At 33.0% G+C, this 17,791-nt stretch carries 13 protein-coding genes; 5 read left to right on the forward strand and 8 right to left on the reverse strand.

Annotated features, from left to right (window positions below):
* Nucleotides 1-39: 39 nt before the first annotated feature.
* The gene (locus tag IRZ99_RS00275) at nucleotides 40-1,641 is read right to left on the reverse strand and encodes a murein L,D-transpeptidase (RefSeq protein WP_194655375.1); all 1,602 of its coding nucleotides are present in this window, start codon (nucleotides 1,639-1,641) and stop codon (nucleotides 40-42) included.
* Between the two features lie 295 nt (nucleotides 1,642-1,936).
* On the opposite strand from IRZ99_RS00275, the gene IRZ99_RS00280 reads away from it, so the two are divergent.
* Nucleotides 1,937-5,377, forward strand: coding sequence for a methylmalonyl-CoA mutase family protein (locus IRZ99_RS00280; protein WP_194655376.1), 3,441 nt, complete (start codon nucleotides 1,937-1,939; stop codon nucleotides 5,375-5,377).
* Between the two features lie 87 nt (nucleotides 5,378-5,464).
* On the opposite strand, the gene IRZ99_RS00285 is transcribed toward IRZ99_RS00280, so the two are convergent.
* The 5 genes from IRZ99_RS00285 to IRZ99_RS00305 form a co-directional block, all read right to left on the reverse strand.
* Complete coding sequence (locus IRZ99_RS00285) at nucleotides 5,465-5,845, reverse strand: flagellar motor protein MotB (RefSeq protein ID WP_194655377.1); 381 nt, start codon at nucleotides 5,843-5,845, stop codon at nucleotides 5,465-5,467.
* 212 nt (nucleotides 5,846-6,057) lie between these two features.
* Nucleotides 6,058-6,444, reverse strand: a complete 387-nt coding sequence (locus tag IRZ99_RS00290) for a secretion protein (protein WP_194655378.1) — start codon at nucleotides 6,442-6,444, stop codon at nucleotides 6,058-6,060.
* 381 nt (nucleotides 6,445-6,825) lie between these two features.
* Nucleotides 6,826-7,233: a DUF3244 domain-containing protein gene (locus IRZ99_RS00295; protein ID WP_072975597.1), complete on the reverse strand. Its 408-nt coding sequence runs from the start codon at nucleotides 7,231-7,233 to the stop codon at nucleotides 6,826-6,828.
* Between the two features lie 659 nt (nucleotides 7,234-7,892).
* Complete coding sequence (locus IRZ99_RS00300; protein ID WP_194655379.1) at nucleotides 7,893-8,300, reverse strand: secretion protein; 408 nt, start codon at nucleotides 8,298-8,300, stop codon at nucleotides 7,893-7,895.
* 679 nt (nucleotides 8,301-8,979) lie between these two features.
* Nucleotides 8,980-9,393: a secretion protein gene (locus IRZ99_RS00305; RefSeq protein WP_194655380.1), complete on the reverse strand. Its 414-nt coding sequence runs from the start codon at nucleotides 9,391-9,393 to the stop codon at nucleotides 8,980-8,982.
* A 451-nt stretch (nucleotides 9,394-9,844) separates the two neighbouring features.
* On the opposite strand from IRZ99_RS00305, the gene IRZ99_RS00310 reads away from it, so the two are divergent.
* From IRZ99_RS00310 to IRZ99_RS00320, 3 genes are all read left to right on the forward strand, one after another.
* The gene (locus IRZ99_RS00310; RefSeq protein ID WP_194655381.1) at nucleotides 9,845-10,717 is read left to right on the forward strand and encodes an AraC family transcriptional regulator; all 873 of its coding nucleotides are present in this window, start codon (nucleotides 9,845-9,847) and stop codon (nucleotides 10,715-10,717) included.
* A gap of 349 nt (nucleotides 10,718-11,066) precedes the next feature.
* Nucleotides 11,067-11,930 (forward strand): alpha/beta hydrolase family protein, encoded by an 864-nt coding sequence (locus IRZ99_RS00315; protein WP_194655382.1) that lies wholly within the window; start codon nucleotides 11,067-11,069, stop codon nucleotides 11,928-11,930.
* Between the two features lie 255 nt (nucleotides 11,931-12,185).
* Nucleotides 12,186-12,716 carry a hypothetical protein gene (locus IRZ99_RS00320; protein WP_194655383.1) on the forward strand — a complete coding sequence of 177 codons (531 nt, stop codon included), beginning with the start codon at nucleotides 12,186-12,188 and terminating at the stop codon, nucleotides 12,714-12,716.
* 58 nt (nucleotides 12,717-12,774) lie between these two features.
* Here IRZ99_RS00320 and IRZ99_RS00325 read toward each other — a convergent pair whose 3' ends face one another.
* Nucleotides 12,775-13,743, reverse strand: coding sequence for a TerC family protein (locus IRZ99_RS00325; protein ID WP_194656115.1), 969 nt, complete (start codon nucleotides 13,741-13,743; stop codon nucleotides 12,775-12,777).
* A gap of 380 nt (nucleotides 13,744-14,123) precedes the next feature.
* The gene (locus tag IRZ99_RS00330) at nucleotides 14,124-15,140 is read right to left on the reverse strand and encodes a glutamine synthetase beta-grasp domain-containing protein (protein WP_072971733.1); all 1,017 of its coding nucleotides are present in this window, start codon (nucleotides 15,138-15,140) and stop codon (nucleotides 14,124-14,126) included.
* Between the two features lie 427 nt (nucleotides 15,141-15,567).
* Here IRZ99_RS00330 and IRZ99_RS00335 point away from each other — a divergent pair, with 427 nt between their 5' ends.
* Complete coding sequence (locus IRZ99_RS00335; protein WP_194655384.1) at nucleotides 15,568-17,757, forward strand: glutamine synthetase III; 2,190 nt, start codon at nucleotides 15,568-15,570, stop codon at nucleotides 17,755-17,757.
* Nucleotides 17,758-17,791: the final 34 nt, after the last annotated feature.

Genomic DNA, 17,791 nt, shown 5'->3' on the forward strand with positions numbered 1-17,791 from the left:
AATTCTAAAATTACCCCCGAGTTTAAAAAAAATATATTTTTAATTGCTTACAACATTATTTTCAGGAGAAAGGTTTTGGTCAAAATCACTATCTTTTTCATAAACGTCCTGAAAGAAACTTACCTGACCCGCTTCGTTTACCCATGTTGTAAAATAAGTAATATAGATTGGAACTGAAGTCGGTAATTTAAAAGTCGTTTCTGCTGTTCCGTCCATAGCCTGATCAATTTTTTCAGTGGTCCATTCCGGATAATCTTTCACCATTGCAATTGCTAGTTCTTTAGCATCACGTACATTAATACAACCGTGGCTAAAAGTTCTTTGTTCAAAATCAAACAAGGTTTTAGATGGTGTATCGTGCATGTAAATATCATCCGGATTTGGGAAAATAAATTTCACTAAACCTAATGAGTTATTCGGACCCGGTTTTTGTCTCACCATACCATTTACCATTTCCATATTGCGCTCTGCCAAATAATTTGGGTCGGCAGCTATTTTCATTTTTAATTCATTTTCAACAATACTTTGCGGAACTGTCCAATAAGGGCTAAAAACCACTTTTTCAATTTTTCCGCTAAAAATAGTTGTTTTAGTTAATGGTGCTCCAACAAAAACTTTTGATACCAGTTCTACTTTACCATTTTTTACATAAATCAACTCAAATGAAGGAACATTGACCATTACATATTCGGTGTCTGTTAATAAAGTTGGATAAATCTCTTTACAACGCTCCATGTTAATGGTAATTTTTTTAATTTTTTCCTGTATCGACTCGTTCATGTCTTTAATATTGGCTTCAGAAATAATGTAATTTGGTTTTAAACCGCTACGGACTTTATATTTCATTACACCTTCCATTAATTCCTGATCATAAAAATCACTTTTTGAGTCGTTTTGTAAATCTCCCATCACAAACAATCTGTTTCTGATTTGAGCAATTGTAGCTGATTTTGCATCAGGTCTGATGTCTTTAAAAGGAGTTTCAACTTGTATCGGTTTCCAGGTATTGTCTTTCTCTATTTTTCTATATTTGTTTAGAACAGTCTGAAGTTTGTTGTATTGATCAAATTTTACAATTTTATTATTATTCTCCGCAACAGGTTTTGTAGTTGAAGCAGCTGTTAAAGTATCAACAGTTACTTTTTTCTTAGGCAACAACCATTCTGAATTTTTAACGGTTTCAATATCTACTCCTTCAAATGTATGGTGGGCATATATAATGTAAGCGGCACTTAATAACATGTCAGAATCTGTTTTTGAAGGTTTTTCTGTTGCTGTTTTATTGAATATCTGGTCAATTTCATTTTTGTACGGAAATTCAAGTGGTACTTCAAAACTAGCGGTAGTTATTTTTGAGTACAATAAAATTCCGTATTCCGTAATTTTTCCATTTTCAAACCAAATAGTTCCGTACGATCTGTCCTTGTATAAAGAGATCACATCGTTTTGGTATTTTTTTAGGTTAGTGTATCTTTTGAAAAAATCACTCAAAAGTTCATTATCTACTACATCATCATTAGTAGAAATGTAATTATGAGTTAATGCTTTCTTCTTCTCTAAATCATTTTTGTCCAAGTTATTAAAAGAGGAAAGAAAGAAACTTGTAATTAAGATTGCGGTGATTGGATATAATGTTTTCATTTTATTTTAAATTTTTACGTTATTGCTTGAATAAGTAAGTTTTGGTAAAAATTTGGGGCTTTTCTACGATGTAAAATTAGTGTAGGACACTGGTAAACATGTTGTTATATTTTATTTTAATGTTGCGAAATTGCCACGTTTTGTAGGTTTATATATAGTATATTTGATTAGGTCTCAAATTGTTACCCTTCAAGACAAAAAAACTATTCTTTTTTTTGTTAACATAAAGCTAGGGAAGTAATCAAATATTAAAATATTTTGTAAATTGCTCCCTTAAAATTATCATATTCATAAAATGGAACAACAAATACCATATATTCCTAAAAATAAAGTAAGAATTGTCACCGCAGCCTCTCTTTTTGACGGGCACGATGCAGCGATTAATATTATGCGTCGTATTATACAGTCAACGGGTGTCGAAGTGATTCATTTAGGTCACGACAGAAGTGTTGAAGAAGTGGTAAATACCGCTATTCAGGAAGATGCAAATGCCATTGCAATGACATCGTATCAGGGTGGGCATAATGAATACTTTAAATATATGTATGACTTGCTTCATGAAAAAGGAGCGGGACATATCAAGATTTTTGGTGGAGGCGGAGGAGTAATCCTGCCAAGCGAAATTTCTGAATTACATGAATATGGTATTACCAGAATTTATTCTCCGGATGATGGCCGTTCTTTAGGTTTACAGGGAATGATTAATGATTTAGTACAACGTGCCGATTATCCTATTGGAGATAAACTAAATGGAGAAATCGATCATATTGAAAATAAAATTCCAACTGCAATTGCACGTTTGATTTCGGCTGCTGAGAATTTTCCTGAGATTGCAAAACCAGTTTTTGATCAGATTCATACTAATAATGCTGATTCTAAAATACCAGTTCTAGGAATTACCGGAACAGGTGGTGCCGGAAAATCTTCTTTAGTTGATGAACTGGTTCGTCGTTTTTTAATTGATTTCCCGGAAAAAACAATAGGATTGATTTCTGTCGATCCATCTAAAAGAAAAACTGGAGGCGCTTTATTAGGAGACAGAATCCGAATGAATGCGATTAATAATCCTCGTGTTTATATGCGTTCGTTGGCGACACGTCAATCGAATTTGGCTTTATCTAAATATGTTGCCGAAGCCATTCAGGTTTTAAAAGCTGCAAAATACGATTTGATTATCCTTGAAACTTCAGGAATTGGACAGTCTGACACAGAGATTATGGATCATTCTGATGTATCCTTATATGTAATGACACCGGAATTTGGAGCTGCAACACAATTGGAGAAAATTGACATGCTTGATTTTGCTGATTTAGTAGCTTTAAACAAGTTTGATAAAAGAGGTGCTTTAGACGCCATTCGCGACGTTAAAAAACAATACCAGCGCAACCATAATTTATGGGATAAAAATCCGGATGAAATGCCGGTTTTTGGAACTATTGCTTCACAGTTTAATGATCCTGGAATGAACACGCTTTATAAAGCGATCATGGATAAGATTGTCGAGAAAACCAGTTCTGATTTAAAATCGACTTTTGAGATTACGCGTGAAATGAGCGAGAAAATCTTCGTGATTCCGCCACACAGAACACGTTATTTATCTGAAATCGCAGAGAACAACAGAAGTTATGATGAAATTGCACTTTCTCAACAAAAAGTAGCACAGAAATTATACGGAATTTTCAAGACTATAGAATCTGTTTCTGGTAAAATTCCACAAATTACAAAGGCAGGACTTGATGATGCAACTGTTTTACCAAGCGGTATTCAGGAACATGATGAAAATAGAATTTTCTTAAACCTTTTACTAAATCAATTTGATAAAGTAAAAATGGATTTAGATCCGTACAATTGGGAAATTATTCTGAATTGGGATGAGAAAGTAAACAAATATAAAAACCCGGTTTATACCTTTAAGGTTCGTGATAAAGAAATTAAAATCGCGACACATACCGAGAGTTTATCACACCTACAAATTCCGAAAATTGCTTTACCTAAATATGAGGCCTGGGGCGATATCTTACGTTGGAGTTTACAGGAAAATGTTCCGGGAGAATTTCCTTTTGCTTCAGGATTATATCCTTTTAAAAGAGAAGGCGAAGATCCGTCAAGAATGTTTGCCGGAGAAGGCGGACCAGAGAGAACGAATAAACGTTTTCACTACGTAAGCGCAGGATTGCCGGCAAAACGACTTTCGACGGCTTTTGACAGTGTGACTTTATACGGAAATGATCCCGATTTGCGTCCGGATATTTACGGAAAAATTGGAAATGCCGGAGTTTCAATCTGTTGTTTAGATGATGCTAAAAAACTGTATTCCGGTTTTGATTTGGTACATGCTTTAACATCAGTAAGTATGACCATTAACGGACCAGCACCGATGTTATTAGGTTTCTTTATGAATGCCGCAATTGATCAGCAATGTGAGTATTATATTAAGGAGAATGATTTAGAAAAAGAAGTTGAAGCTAAAATCAACAAAATATACAAGGAAAAAGGAACTAAACGTCCAAAATACCAAGGCGATTTACCGGAAGGAAACAATGGTTTAGGATTAATGCTTTTGGGTGTTACCGGAGATGAGGTTTTGCCTTTGGATGTATACAATGAAATAAAAGTAAAAACCTTATCACAAGTTCGTGGTACGGTTCAGGCTGACATTTTAAAAGAAGATCAGGCGCAAAATACCTGTATTTTTTCAACTGAATTTGCACTTCGATTAATGGGTGACGTTCAGGAATATTTTATTACCAAAAACGTTCGTAATTTCTATTCTGTTTCGATTTCAGGATATCATATTGCTGAGGCAGGAGCGAACCCAATTACACAGTTGGCTTTCACGCTTTCAAATGGTTTCACTTACGTGGAATACTATTTGAGCCGCGGAATGAGCATTAACGATTTTGGACCGAATTTATCGTTCTTTTTCTCGAACGGAGTAGATCCTGAATATTCAGTGATTGGTCGTGTGGCTCGTAAAATTTGGGCGAAAGCCATGAAAAACAAATACGGAGCCAACGAAAGAGCACAAATGCTAAAATACCATATTCAAACTTCTGGTCGTTCGTTACACGCGCAGGAAATTGATTTTAATGATATCAGAACAACTTTGCAGGCTTTGTATGCGATTTACGACAACTGTAATTCACTACATACAAACGCTTACGATGAAGCGATTACAACACCAACAGAAGAGTCAGTGCGTCGCGCCATGGCGATTCAGTTGATTATCAATAAAGAATTAGGTTTGGCGAAAAACGAAAACCCAATTCAGGGATCGTTTATCATCGAAGAATTAACAGATTTAGTGGAAGCAGCTGTTTTACAGGAATTCGACCGAATTACAGAAAGAGGAGGCGTTTTAGGTGCTATGGAAACCATGTACCAACGTTCTAAAATTCAGGAAGAAAGTTTGTATTACGAAACTTTAAAACACAATGGAGATTTTCCAATTGTGGGTGTAAATACGTTCTTAAGTTCAAAAGGTTCTCCAACGGTAATTCCGGCAGAAGTAATTCGCGCCACCGAAGAAGAAAAACAATATCAAATTACGATGCTGGATAACTTACACCAGTTCCACGAAGCAAAAGTAAACGAGCACTTAAACAAACTGCAGGAAGCAGCTATTAAAAACGAAAATTTATTTGACCATTTAATGGAAGCTACAAAGGTTTGTTCATTGGGTCAGATTACTTCGGCTTTGTTTGAGGTTGGTGGGCAGTATAGAAGGAATATGTAATTTTTCTTAGAAGAAAAACATAAACAAAAAGCAGCTCTATTTTAGAGCTGCTTTTATTTTATAGACAGAAGTGTACTATTATAATTTTTATTTCTTTTTAGTTGCTATTTTAGATTTGCGTTTCAATCGTTCAATCAATGCATCGGCTTTTTCATTTTGAGAAATGAATCGTAACGATTCTGCATATCGGTAATAATACATTGGTTCAAGATCATATGTCATGGCAAATAACTCGCCGTACCATTTCGCTGCTTTATCCAGATTGCAAATAGCATAAGAAGAATTTCCTAGTTTCTGAAACAGATCTATAGATTTATACCCTTTTGCGGCCACTTTTTCGTAAGTTTTGGTTACATCAACATAAGCGTATTTTTCGCCAGTTTTCTTGGTTACATAATTTTCATTTTGAGCAGAAAGCTTTAAACAAAAAAAAGTGAATGGTAATAAAATGGCTAGCTTTTTTCTCATAGGCCTTTGATAATAAGTAACTTAATTGTGCAAATGTATTTAAATCTATTGATTTTTGGTTGTTTTAACGGTTAAATGTGAATTTAACGTTCATAGTAACAGTTTGTTAAGACTACTATCAAAACGTAAAAATCATATTATATTGTATAGTAAGAAAACAAAAAGCAGCTCGTAGGAAGAGCTGCTTTTAACTTTTTGGGCAAAAAGAGTGATTAGCGACGAAAAGCTGGACTTTCGTTTACAGATTCGTTTAGTGCAACTTTTTTCACTTTTTTAGCTACAACTTTAATTTCATGTTTAGCAACTTTACCGCTTTCTGTTACTTCTAAAACATAAGTTCCGGCTGGAAAACCTTCTAAACTTATTGTTTTTGAAATTTCTAATTTGTCTGCAGCAGAATCTCCTGTGTAAAGCAAATTGTGATTTTCATCATAAATAGAAAAAACTGATTTTTCAACGGTGTTTAAAGTAAAACTAACTACTTTTCCGTTTCCGGTAATTATATTCAAAATATAATCTCCTTTTCCATCAATTGCGTAGGTAAAAATTGTTGTTAGAAATAAGGCTACAACCATGCCCATTTTGGTAAAATTTGTCATGTTTTTTTAAATTGTTTTTAAATTGTTTAATACTAAATAGTGGAACGGTAAAACTAACAAAAAAAATTAATTTTGTGCAAAAAAATGCCGTTTTCAAACGGATAAGTTGCTGAATTAAAGATGTTTCGATGTTTTTGTTAAAGTATGTACGTAAAAACTTAAGGATTGGATGTTTTTTTTAGCTATTTTTTAAAAGTGTAAAAATCAGACTTTTAAAATTATTAAGAATAATTTTTCAAAAATAACTCGGGGCAGAAAATTTTCTAAATATATGGCATAAAAAAACAGCTCTTTAACCACAAAGAGCTGTTCCTAAAACTTTTTAGTTTTTAAACTTTACTAACTATCTAACCTCATTTTTATACTGCATGTATAAACTTTTTAGCGTGTTGCTACACTTGTATTTTTATTGTAGAAACCTGCTTTGTAAACTGATGAAACTGCTTTTTTTGATAAAACAGTAGCTTCATCAGTAATCGTAATTTCATGTTTTACTTTTTTCACATTATCTTCCACTTCTAAATAGTAAGTTCCTTCCGGAAATTCCTCTAAGCTAAAAGTTCTCAAAATTCCATCTTTACCTGAAGCATTTTCAGAATAAATTAGATTACCATCTTTGTCGTAAATAGACAAGCTTGCTTTTTTCACCTGATTAAGGGCAAATGTGATAAGCTTTCCATTTGTTTTTAAAACATGAAGATTAAAATCTTCATTCCCGTCAATTGCATAAGTACTCATTCCGGTGAAAAGTACGGCACATACTAAACTCAATTTTAAAATCTTTTTCATTGCATTAGTTTTTAAATTAATAGTTCTAATTCTCTAATGCTAAATTACTTACATTGTAAGGTTTTTTACACAACTCTATTTTCCGATTTCGATGCTGTATTCTCATTTACGAAACCGTTATAGGTTAAAACTTGAATTATTTTTATCGTTTTAGTTAATTCGCTTATTATTTTTCAAAATTTCGCGCTGTTTAAGGGAATGTAAAATTATCTGTATTTCTTACAAAAAAACTTTCTTGGAGGTTTAAACGTAAAGCTTGGTTTCACGCAGATTTTAAAAAGATTTTGGCAGATACGCACAGATTATAAATAAAAAAAATCTACTTAAATCTGCAGAATCTGCGTGAAACAAAATTTTACATTTTTGTGTCTTTGCGTGAGATTTAAATGCAATACTTATCCTCTTAAGGAACGAAGGATAATACTAGAAGTTCCTCACAGAAATTCCTCAATATTTGTCGAGCTTTTAGTGTGATCCTTCCGGCGTTAGGATGGCAAACTGAACTTAAAAAAACTTTGTGCCTTAGTGTCTTCGTGGCAAAAAAGTAAAGCACAAAAAAAACAGCTCAATAACCACAAAGAGCTGTTTATAAACAATCACGTTTTTACTTTACTAACTATCTAACCTCATTTTTATACTTTATGAGAGTATAAACTTTTTTAGCGTACTGCTACGCTTGTACTTTTTGCAGTTGAATCTGCTTTATAAACAGATGAAATTGCTTTTGATGATAAAACTGTAGCTTCATCAGTTATTGTAATTTCATGTCTTACTTTCTTTACACTGTCTTCTACTTCTAAGATGTACGTTCCTTCAGGAAATTCTTCAAAATTAAAAGTTCTTAAAATGCCATCTTTACCAGTAGCATTTTCATAATATAATATAGAACCATCTTTGTCATAAATAGTTAAATTCGCTTTCTTAACCTGGTTAAGCGCAAAAGTCACTAGTTTACCATCTCTTTTTAATACATGAAGGTTAAAATCTTCATTTCCGTCAATTGCATAAGTACTCATTCCTGTGAAAAGCACTGCACATACTAAACTCAATTTTAAAATATTTTTCATGGCATTAGTTTTTAAATTAATAGTTCTAATTCTCTGATGCTAAATTACTTCTGAAATCCTTTTTTTAACACAACTCTATTTTCCAATTTAGATGCTGTATTCTCATTTACGAAACCGTTATAGGTTAAAATTTGAATTATATTTATCGTTTTTGGTAAAACTCCTATTATTTTTCAACGTTTTGTAGTGTTTAAGAAAATGTAAAATTATCTGTATTTCTTACAAAAAGTTTGCTTGAAGGTTTAAACGTAAAATTTGGTTTCACGCAGATTTAAAAAAGATTTAGGAAGATAGGCGCAGATTATAAATAAAAAAATAAATCTGCAAAATCTGCTTAAATCTGCAGAATCTGCGTGAAACAAAATTTTACATTTTTGTGTCTTTGCGTAAGATTCAAATGCAATACGTATCCTCCTAAGGAACGAAGGATAATATTAAAGTTCCGCACAGAAATTCCTCAATATTTGTCGAGCTTTTAATGTGATCGTTCCTGAGTCAGGATTGATAAACTAAACTTTAAAAAACTTTGTGACTTCGTGCCTTCGTGGCAATTAAAAAAAATAAAGAGCAAAAAAAAACAGCTCAGTAACCACAAAGAGCTGTTTCTAAAACTTTTCAGTTTTTAAACTTTACTAACTATCTAACCTCATTTTTATACTGTATGCGAGTATAAACTTTTTTAGCGTGCTGCTACGCTAGTATTTTTTGCAGTTGTATCTGCTTTATAAGCTGATGAAATTGCTTTTGCTGATAATGAAGAAGAATCACCAGTTACTGTAATTTCATGTTTTACTTTTTTTAAGCTGTCTTCCACTTCTAAGATATAAGTTCCTGCTGGAAATTCTTCGAAACTGAAAGTTCTTAAGATTCCGTCTTTACCTGTAGCATTTTCATAATAAAGTACTGAACCATCTTTATCATATATAGTTAAGGTTGCTTTTTTAACCTGGTTAAGAGCAAAAGTTACTAATTTTCCGCTTCCGTTTCCTTTTAATACATGAAGAGTAAAATCTTCGTTACCATCAATTGCATAAGTGCTCATTCCTGTAAAAAGTACTGCACACACTAAACTTAATTTTAAAATCTTTTTCATAACCATTATTGCTTTAAATTATTAGTTCCTTTTTCTGATGCTAAATTACTTCAGTAGTAGATTTTTTTTCACAACTCTATTAGCCAATTTATATGCTATATTCTCATTTACGAAACCGTTATAGGTTAAAATTTAAATTATTATAGGTGTTTTGGTTAATTCAGTTGTTATTTTTCAATGTTTTTTTACTTTTTAACATTTTTTAAATATTCCGTAATTCTTACAAAGAATGCTGCATGCATATAAAAAAGCGGAATAAAATGCGATATATTAAAAAAATCAAGGATAAAAATAAGGGTCTTGAAAAAAATAGTGAAATTGAGTCGTTTTTGACTATGTTTAAAAGTAGGAAGTGATGAAAAATTCTCATTTACGAAACCGTTATAGGTTAAAATTTGAATTATTTTAGGTGTTTTTGTTAATTTTGCTATTATTATTTAAAGATTTTATCATGAAGACAATAGCCCCAGCTCTTGAAGTGATATCAAACTCATATGGAAGTTCTTTTACCTACACTAAACACGCCGAAAAGACCAATAGCAAAGCTCATTTATGGCATTATCATCCTGAAATTGAGTTGGTTTATATAAACGGTGGGGCAGGAAAAAGACAAATAGGAAGCCACGTTTCGTACTATACGAATGGTAGTTTGATGCTGATAGGTGCGAATTTGCCTCATTGTGGTTTTACAAATGAGCTGACAGGAAATATAAACGAAACAGTTATTCATATCAAACCTGAATTTTTAGGCAGCGACTTTTTTGGTGCTCCGGAGATGAGAAGGGTTCAAAACGTACTGACACAGTCTAAAGGAGGAATTGCTTTTGGAGGGAAAACTAAAAAGCAAATTGGCGATAAAATAGAAAAGATGGAGAGCCAGCTTCCGTTTGAGCGTTTATTAACCCTTTTGAGTATTTTAGATGAGCTTGAGGCATCAGAAGAATATACGGTGCTTAATGCAGATGGTTTCTCACTAGAACTCAACACGCAGGATAATGACAGAATGAAGATGATTTTTAATTTTGTGAAAGATAATTTTCAGGAATCAATTGCTATCGATGAGGTTTCAAGTCTGGTTAGTATGACAACACCTTCGTTTTGCAGGTATTTCAAGAAAGTTTCGAACAAAACATTTACTGAGTTTGTCAACGAATATCGTTTGGTGCATGCTTCAAAACTTTTGGCAGAGAAGCCAATAAGTATAAATGAGGTTTGTTATGAAAGTGGTTTTAATAATTTTAGCCATTTTAGTAAATCCTTCAAACAGTATACTGGTGTAAGTGCGTCTCAATATCGTCAGGAGCACAAGATTATAATTAGTTAAGTTTCAGAGTGCAATCACTTAAGAAATAAATATTCATAAAACCATTCGTTTGCTGCGAATGGTTTTTTTTTTTGCTAAAAATTATAGATATTTTTTAACCACAAATTGCACAAATTAAATCTTTTATTGTTGCGGCTAAAATTTGACCTAACTTAGGTGTATTCTAAAAATTAAGCTTATTTTAATCATTAGCAATTCGTGTAATTTATACTAAACCTTATCACATAATAATAAAGAATAATTCGTGAATTTGTGGCAAACTTTTTCAGTACAAAAAATGGGTCGGATTTTTCATATAATTTATCCTGAAAAAACTATATTTACAATCCCTAATCAAAAAAATACCAATATGAAAAACTTTAAAATTTTAGTATTTACAGCTTTTTTATGCATTTCGTCTCTGAGCTATGCAGCAAAAGTTGATACATTACAAATTGCCAGTACAGCAATGAGCAAAACCTACAAAGCTGCAGTTGTATTGCCAAATTCTTATGCTAAAAGTAAAACGGCTTATCCGGTAATGTATTTGCTTCATGGTGCTTACGGGCATTTTAATGATTGGTTAAAAAATACTCCAAACAAAAAACTAGTTCAGGGATTGTCTGATCAATACAATATGATTATCGTAATGCCGGAAGGTGAAACTTTTAGTTTTTATCTGGATAGCCCGGTAAATAAAGAGAGTCAGTTTGAAACATTTATTACCCAGGAGGTGATTCAGAAAGTAGATAAAACATACAGAACCATTAGCAATAGAAATGGAAGAGTAATCACCGGACTCTCGATGGGAGGACACGGCGCACTTTATTTATCAGCCAAACATCCGGATCTGTTTTGTGCTGCCGGAAGTATGAGTGGGGCAGTAGATATGAGTACAATGCTAAATCGCGAATCATCAGCTCAGGTTGTCAAATTAATGCAGCCTGTATTTGGAGATAAAAGTGATAGCTCTGAAATGTACGCAAAATATGCTGTCATGAACATGCTGGATAAAATCAAAGAAAATAAATTGCCTTTGATTATAGATTGTGGCGTTGATGATTTTTTAATAGAACCCAATCGTGAATTACACCGAAGATTGGTTTATAATAAGGTAGACCATGATTATACAGAACGTCCTGGTGCTCATACGTGGGATTACTGGGATAATTCATTGCCTTATCACGCTTTATTTTTCAGTAAAATATTGTTTAAAAGTAAAACAACTAAATAGCTGCCTTTTGTTATTTAGAGCAAATTAGCTTAATATAGTGTTTTATAAATTTTTATTTAAAAGCATCCGTTAAAATCGGATGCTTTTTTTTGAAGTTTTTTTAATATTAGCCTTTGATTGTTAAAGTATTATATTTTAAAAGATGGAGTGAAATGCAAAATAGTATAAAAAGATTAAGAAAAAAATTATGTAATTTATTTTTTGGTTTGGTTTTTGGAAGTACCTTTATATATAAAACTTAAAAAAACAAATATTATGAAAAAGATACTTACCCTTTTTGCAGTTGTTGGATTAGTTGCATTTTCAAGCTGTGAAGGACCAGAAGGACCTCCGGGAGTTCCGGGAGCGGATGGATTAATTGCTCAGGTTATTGATGTTAATAATGTTAATTTTGCTTTGAATGGAGATGGAGAGATTATTGATTTTGGTTTTACCCTTTATCCTGGCGATGTAGTTTTGGCTTACAGAGCGACTGGAGTAGCAACAAATGGAGGTACCATTTGGACTCAAATACCAGAATCACATTATTATGACGATGGTTCTTTATTTTTTACTTATAAGTTTAATTTTACCAGAGTGGATTTTGAACTCTATTTAGAAGGCTTCGAATTAAATACTGTCCCAACTAATTTAAGAACTAATCAAAAATTTCGTATTGTAATAGTTCCGGGTGAAGATCCTCAAATTAGTAACAAATCAGTTAATAAGGAGGATTACTCTGATTACAAAACGGTTATTTCAAAATATAATATTGATGATAGCAAAGTCAAAACAATTAATTTATAATTGAATAAAAAAAGGAGATCAAATTGATCTCCTTTTTTTATGAATATATATTTCAGAATTAATCCAAATCCAAATCTGTTAGTTCTTTTTCCTTACCAAATTTAAGAGAAACCAAAATTCCCACTAAAAGCGATAGTGCAATAAATCCTAAAGAAGCCCATTCGGGAACGTGGATGAAATCGTGTAGAATCATTTTTAATCCAACAAAAGCTAAAATGGCAACAAGGCTGTATTCTAAGTAACTGAATTTCGCCAGCATATTTGCCAGGAAGAAGTACATAGAACGTAAACCCAGAATCGCAAAAATATTAGAACTGAACACTAAAAACGGGTCAGAAGTAATAGCAAGAATTGCAGGAACACTATCAACAGCAAATAAAACATCCATTACTTCAATAACAATTAAGGCAACGAACAATGGAGTTGCGGCTCTTTTTGCAGTTTTTGTCGGGATGAAAAATTTCTCGCCATCTGTTTCAGATGTAATCGGAATAATTTTTCCTAATGTTTTGTATACGAAAGAATCTTTTGGATGAAAATCTTCATCTTCACCAGAAAACAACATTTTTAAAGCAGTAAAAATTAAGAATGCACCAAATAAGTAAGTAGTCCAGGTAAATTTATTGATCAACATTACTCCGAAGAAAATCATTAATCCACGGAAAACAATCGCTCCAAGAATTCCCCAAAATAAAACACGGTGCTGGTATTTTTGTGGGATTTTAAACGAAGCAAAAATAATGGCGATCACAAAAATATTATCAACGCTTAAGGATAATTCAATTAAGTAACCTGTAATAAACTTCATAGAAGCGACTGCAGGTTTAAGGCCATCTGGATTGGCAATATAATCTGTAGTATAAAGCCAGTAGATAACTCCTGAAAAGGCAAATGACAGTGTTACCCAAATCAATGTCCATTTGCTTGCTTCTTTAGTACTAATGATATGAGGTGTTTTGTTGAAAACGCCTAAATCTAAAGCAAGAATAATAATTACGGCCAATAAAAAGAAAATCCAAACCATTATGAGATAATTTTAAATGATTTACAAAGATAGGTTTTGAAGTTTAACTTAAAAATTAAATTATTAGAAAATTACCGTCGAATTTAGAAACTATAAGGTTTTAAAACCGATTAAATTTCTGTGTAATTTAGTTTTCGCATTTTTGTCATCCCTCGTTCCGAAATGACAAACTAAGGAAAATATTCTTATGAAAATGACTGCCCTAGCCCCGATAGAAGTGGAAATCCTTTTGTGGCGGGGTTCGCCACAAAAGATTGCAACGGATAGCGGGATTAGCTTCTGAAAAAAATGACTCTTATCATAAAATTGAAGGAAGAAATGTGTAAATAAAAAAAAGTGCCATCAATTAAGATGGCACTTTTCAGTATAATATTAGCTTTAAATTATAGCGCTGATTTAACAGTTTTGATAATTCTTGCAGCAATTTTGTATGGGTCTCCGTTTGAAGCTGGTCTTCTGTCTTCTAACCAACCTTTCCACCCTTTTTGAACAGTCATCAAAGGAATTCTGATAGAACATCCTCTGTCTGAAACTCCATAAGAGAAATCGTGGATAGATGCAGTTTCGTGTTTACCAGTTAAACGTTGGTCGTTGTAAGCTCCGTAAACAGCAATGTGCTCAGCAGTAACAGGACGGAAAGCCTCGCAAATTCTTTCGTAAGTTGCCTGATCTCCACATGTTCTTAACACCTCGTTAGAGAAGTTAGCATGCATACCTGAACCATTCCAGTCTGTATCTCCTAATGGTTTCGGGTGATATTCAATATAGTAACCATATTTCTCAGTCAAACGATCTAATAAGTAACGAGCAACCCAAATTTCGTCTCCGGCTTTTTTAGCACCTTTAGCGAATAATTGGAACTCCCATTGTCCGCAAGCAACCTCTTGGTTAATACCTTCAAAGTTAATTCCGGCAGCGATACATAAGTCAGCATGCTCTTCTACTAATTTTCTTCCGTGAGTGTTTTTTCCACCAACAGAGCAGTAGTACATACCTTGTGGAGCAGGATATCCTCCAACAGGGAAACCTAATGGCAATAAAGTTTTAGTATCCATGATGAAATATTCTTGTTCGAAACCAAACCAAAAATCTTCATTATCATCATCAATTGTAGCTCTTCCGTTAGAAGGGTGTGGTGTTCCATCAGCGTACATAACTTCAGACATAACTAAATATCCGTTAATACGTGTTGGATCTGGGTAAATTGCAACAGGAACTAAAAGACAGTCTGAAGAACCACCTTCTGCTTGTTTTGTTGATGAACCATCAAATGACCAGTTTCCAAGTTCTTCTAATGTTCCTTTGAAATTTTCGTGTTCTTCAACTTTAGTTTTACTTCTAAGATTTTGAGTTGGTTCATATCCATCTAACCAAATGTACTCTAACTTAATTTTAGCCATAATAATATAATTTATTTTTTTGTTTTTTTTCGCTGGGTCAAATATAGATTTATTTTTTTAGTCCTAAAAATTAGGGGGCTATTTTGTTTTACGGAGTATAATTTTTTAGAGAAGCGCAATTTAGATGGGGGTATATTTTTAAAAAAGCAATTTTTAACACTATAAAAAAATAAATTCGTAATAATTACGGGAGTTTTTTGAATTTCTGAGTTAAGGAATTATGAAAAAATGTTTATTTAATGAATAATACCGGTGTATTTTGTTACATTTCTTTAAATTGAAGTCATTATTCTTTGTAAAAACGAGCTTCTATTGAAATATTACCACATTAATTTCTAAAATATATCTTTTAAATAGCCTCTTTTATTGCTTATATTTGTTCCTCTTTTTTTAGTGAAATTTATTACGAATCTTTAAACTTATATACATGTCAACATTACGTTTCCAAGCTTTAAAAGAAGCTTCGACAAGAAAGCCAGTACATTTTGAAGAAATTGATAGAAAGTCTAACATTTTTGGTTCAAATGTATTCAATGAGAAAGCAATGAAGCAATATTTAACTTCAGATGCTTTAAAGGGAGTTAGAGATGCGATTCAGCACGGAACTAAAATAGACAGAAAACTGGCAGATTATATCGCCATGGGAATGAAAGAATGGGCTTTGGCCAAAGGTGTTACGCATTATACACACTGGTTTCAGCCACTTACGGGAACAACGGCAGAAAAACACGATGCTTTTTTTGAAACATCTTATGACGGAAGTGATCCTGTAGAAAAATTTGGAGGAGCTCAATTGGTTCAGCAAGAGCCTGATGCATCAAGTTTCCCGAATGGAGGAATCAGAAATACTTTTGAAGCCAGAGGTTATACCGCCTGGGATCCAACTTCTCCAGCCTTTATATATGGTACAACTTTATGTATTCCAACTGTTTTTATTGCGTATACAGGTGAAGCTTTAGATAATAAAATTCCGCTATTAAGAGCCTTATCCGCTATGGATGAAGCGGCTACTGAAGTATGTCGTTATTTTGATAAAAATGTAAAAAAGGTTACCGCAACTTTAGGTTGGGAACAAGAGTATTTTTTGATTGATAAAGCTTTGGCTAATTCACGTCCTGATTTAATGATGACAGGAAGAACCTTATTAGGTCACACTTCTGCAAAAGGACAGCAATTAGATGATCATTATTTTGGATCTATTCCAACTCGTGCCTTAACTTACATGAGAGATTTAGAGCAGGAATGTATGTTGTTGGGAATTCCGGTAAAAACACGTCATAACGAGGTGGCACCAAATCAGTTTGAGTTGGCACCTATTTTCGAAGAAACAAATCTTGCCGTAGATCACAACTCCTTATTAATGGATGTAATGCAAAGAGTAGCAGAGCGCCATGATTTTAAAGTGTTATTCCACGAAAAACCTTTCAAAGGCGTAAACGGTTCAGGAAAACACAACAACTGGTCATTGGCAACGGATACCGGAGTTAATTTGTTGAGTCCGAGTAAGACACCAATGAGTAATTTACAGTTTTTGACTTTCTTTATTAATACCATAAAAGCGGTTAACGATTACGAAACTTTATTAAGAGCTTCTATTGCAACAGCAAGTAATGATCACAGGTTAGGAGCAAATGAGGCACCACCGGCTATCATCTCTGTTTTTATTGGTGCACAATTAACCAAGGTTTTATCTGAATTAGAAAGTGTAACAACCGGTAAATTATCTCCTGAAGAAAAAACCGATTTAAAACTAAATGTTGTAGGTAAAATTCCGGACGTTCTTTTAGACAATACAGACAGAAACAGAACATCTCCTTTTGCCTTTACAGGAAATAAATTTGAGTTTAGAGCGGTTGGGTCAAATGCAAACTGCTCGAACGCGATGACAACGTTGAATGCGATTGTAGCCAAACAATTGAAAGATTTCAAAATAGAAGTAGATAATTTGATCGATTCGAAAGACATGAAAAAAGATGACGCCATCTTTAATGTTTTGAGAGAATACATTAAACAATCTAAGAAAATACTTTTTGAAGGTGACGGTTATAGCGATGCCTGGGAGAAAGAAGCAGCGAAAAGAGGTTTAAGTAACTTTAAAACTACTCCGGAAGCTATTAAAGCAAAAGTTTCTAAGCAAGCACTTGATTTGTTTGATGAATTAGGAATCTTAAATCATGTTGAAGCGGAAGCTCGCTACGAAATTGAATTGGAAGAATACACTAAAAAAATTCAGATTGAAGGAAGAGTTTTAGGCGATATTTCCAGAAATCATGTTATTCCAACAGCGATTCGTTACCAAAATACATTAATCGAGAACGTAAAAGGTCTAAAAGAGATTTTCGGAAAAGAATTCGAAACCATTGCCAAAGAGCAAATCGTTTTGATCAAAGAAATTTCTGGTCATATTGAAGGAATCAATTCTAAAGTATTGGCCATGACGAATGAACGTAAAAAAGCAAATCAATTGACAGATGCCCAAAAAATGGCAGAAGTGTACTGTAATAAGGTAAAACCTTATTTTGAGGATATTCGTAATCACTGTGATAAATTAGAATTATTAGTAGACGACGAAAGCTGGACACTTACTAAATACAGAGAATTACTATTTACAAAGTAATTAATAAAATAATTAGACTAAAACCCATCTTAAA

The organism is Flavobacterium sp. LC2016-12 (assembly GCF_015351595.1).
Lineage (GTDB): Bacteria > Bacteroidota > Bacteroidia > Flavobacteriales > Flavobacteriaceae > Flavobacterium.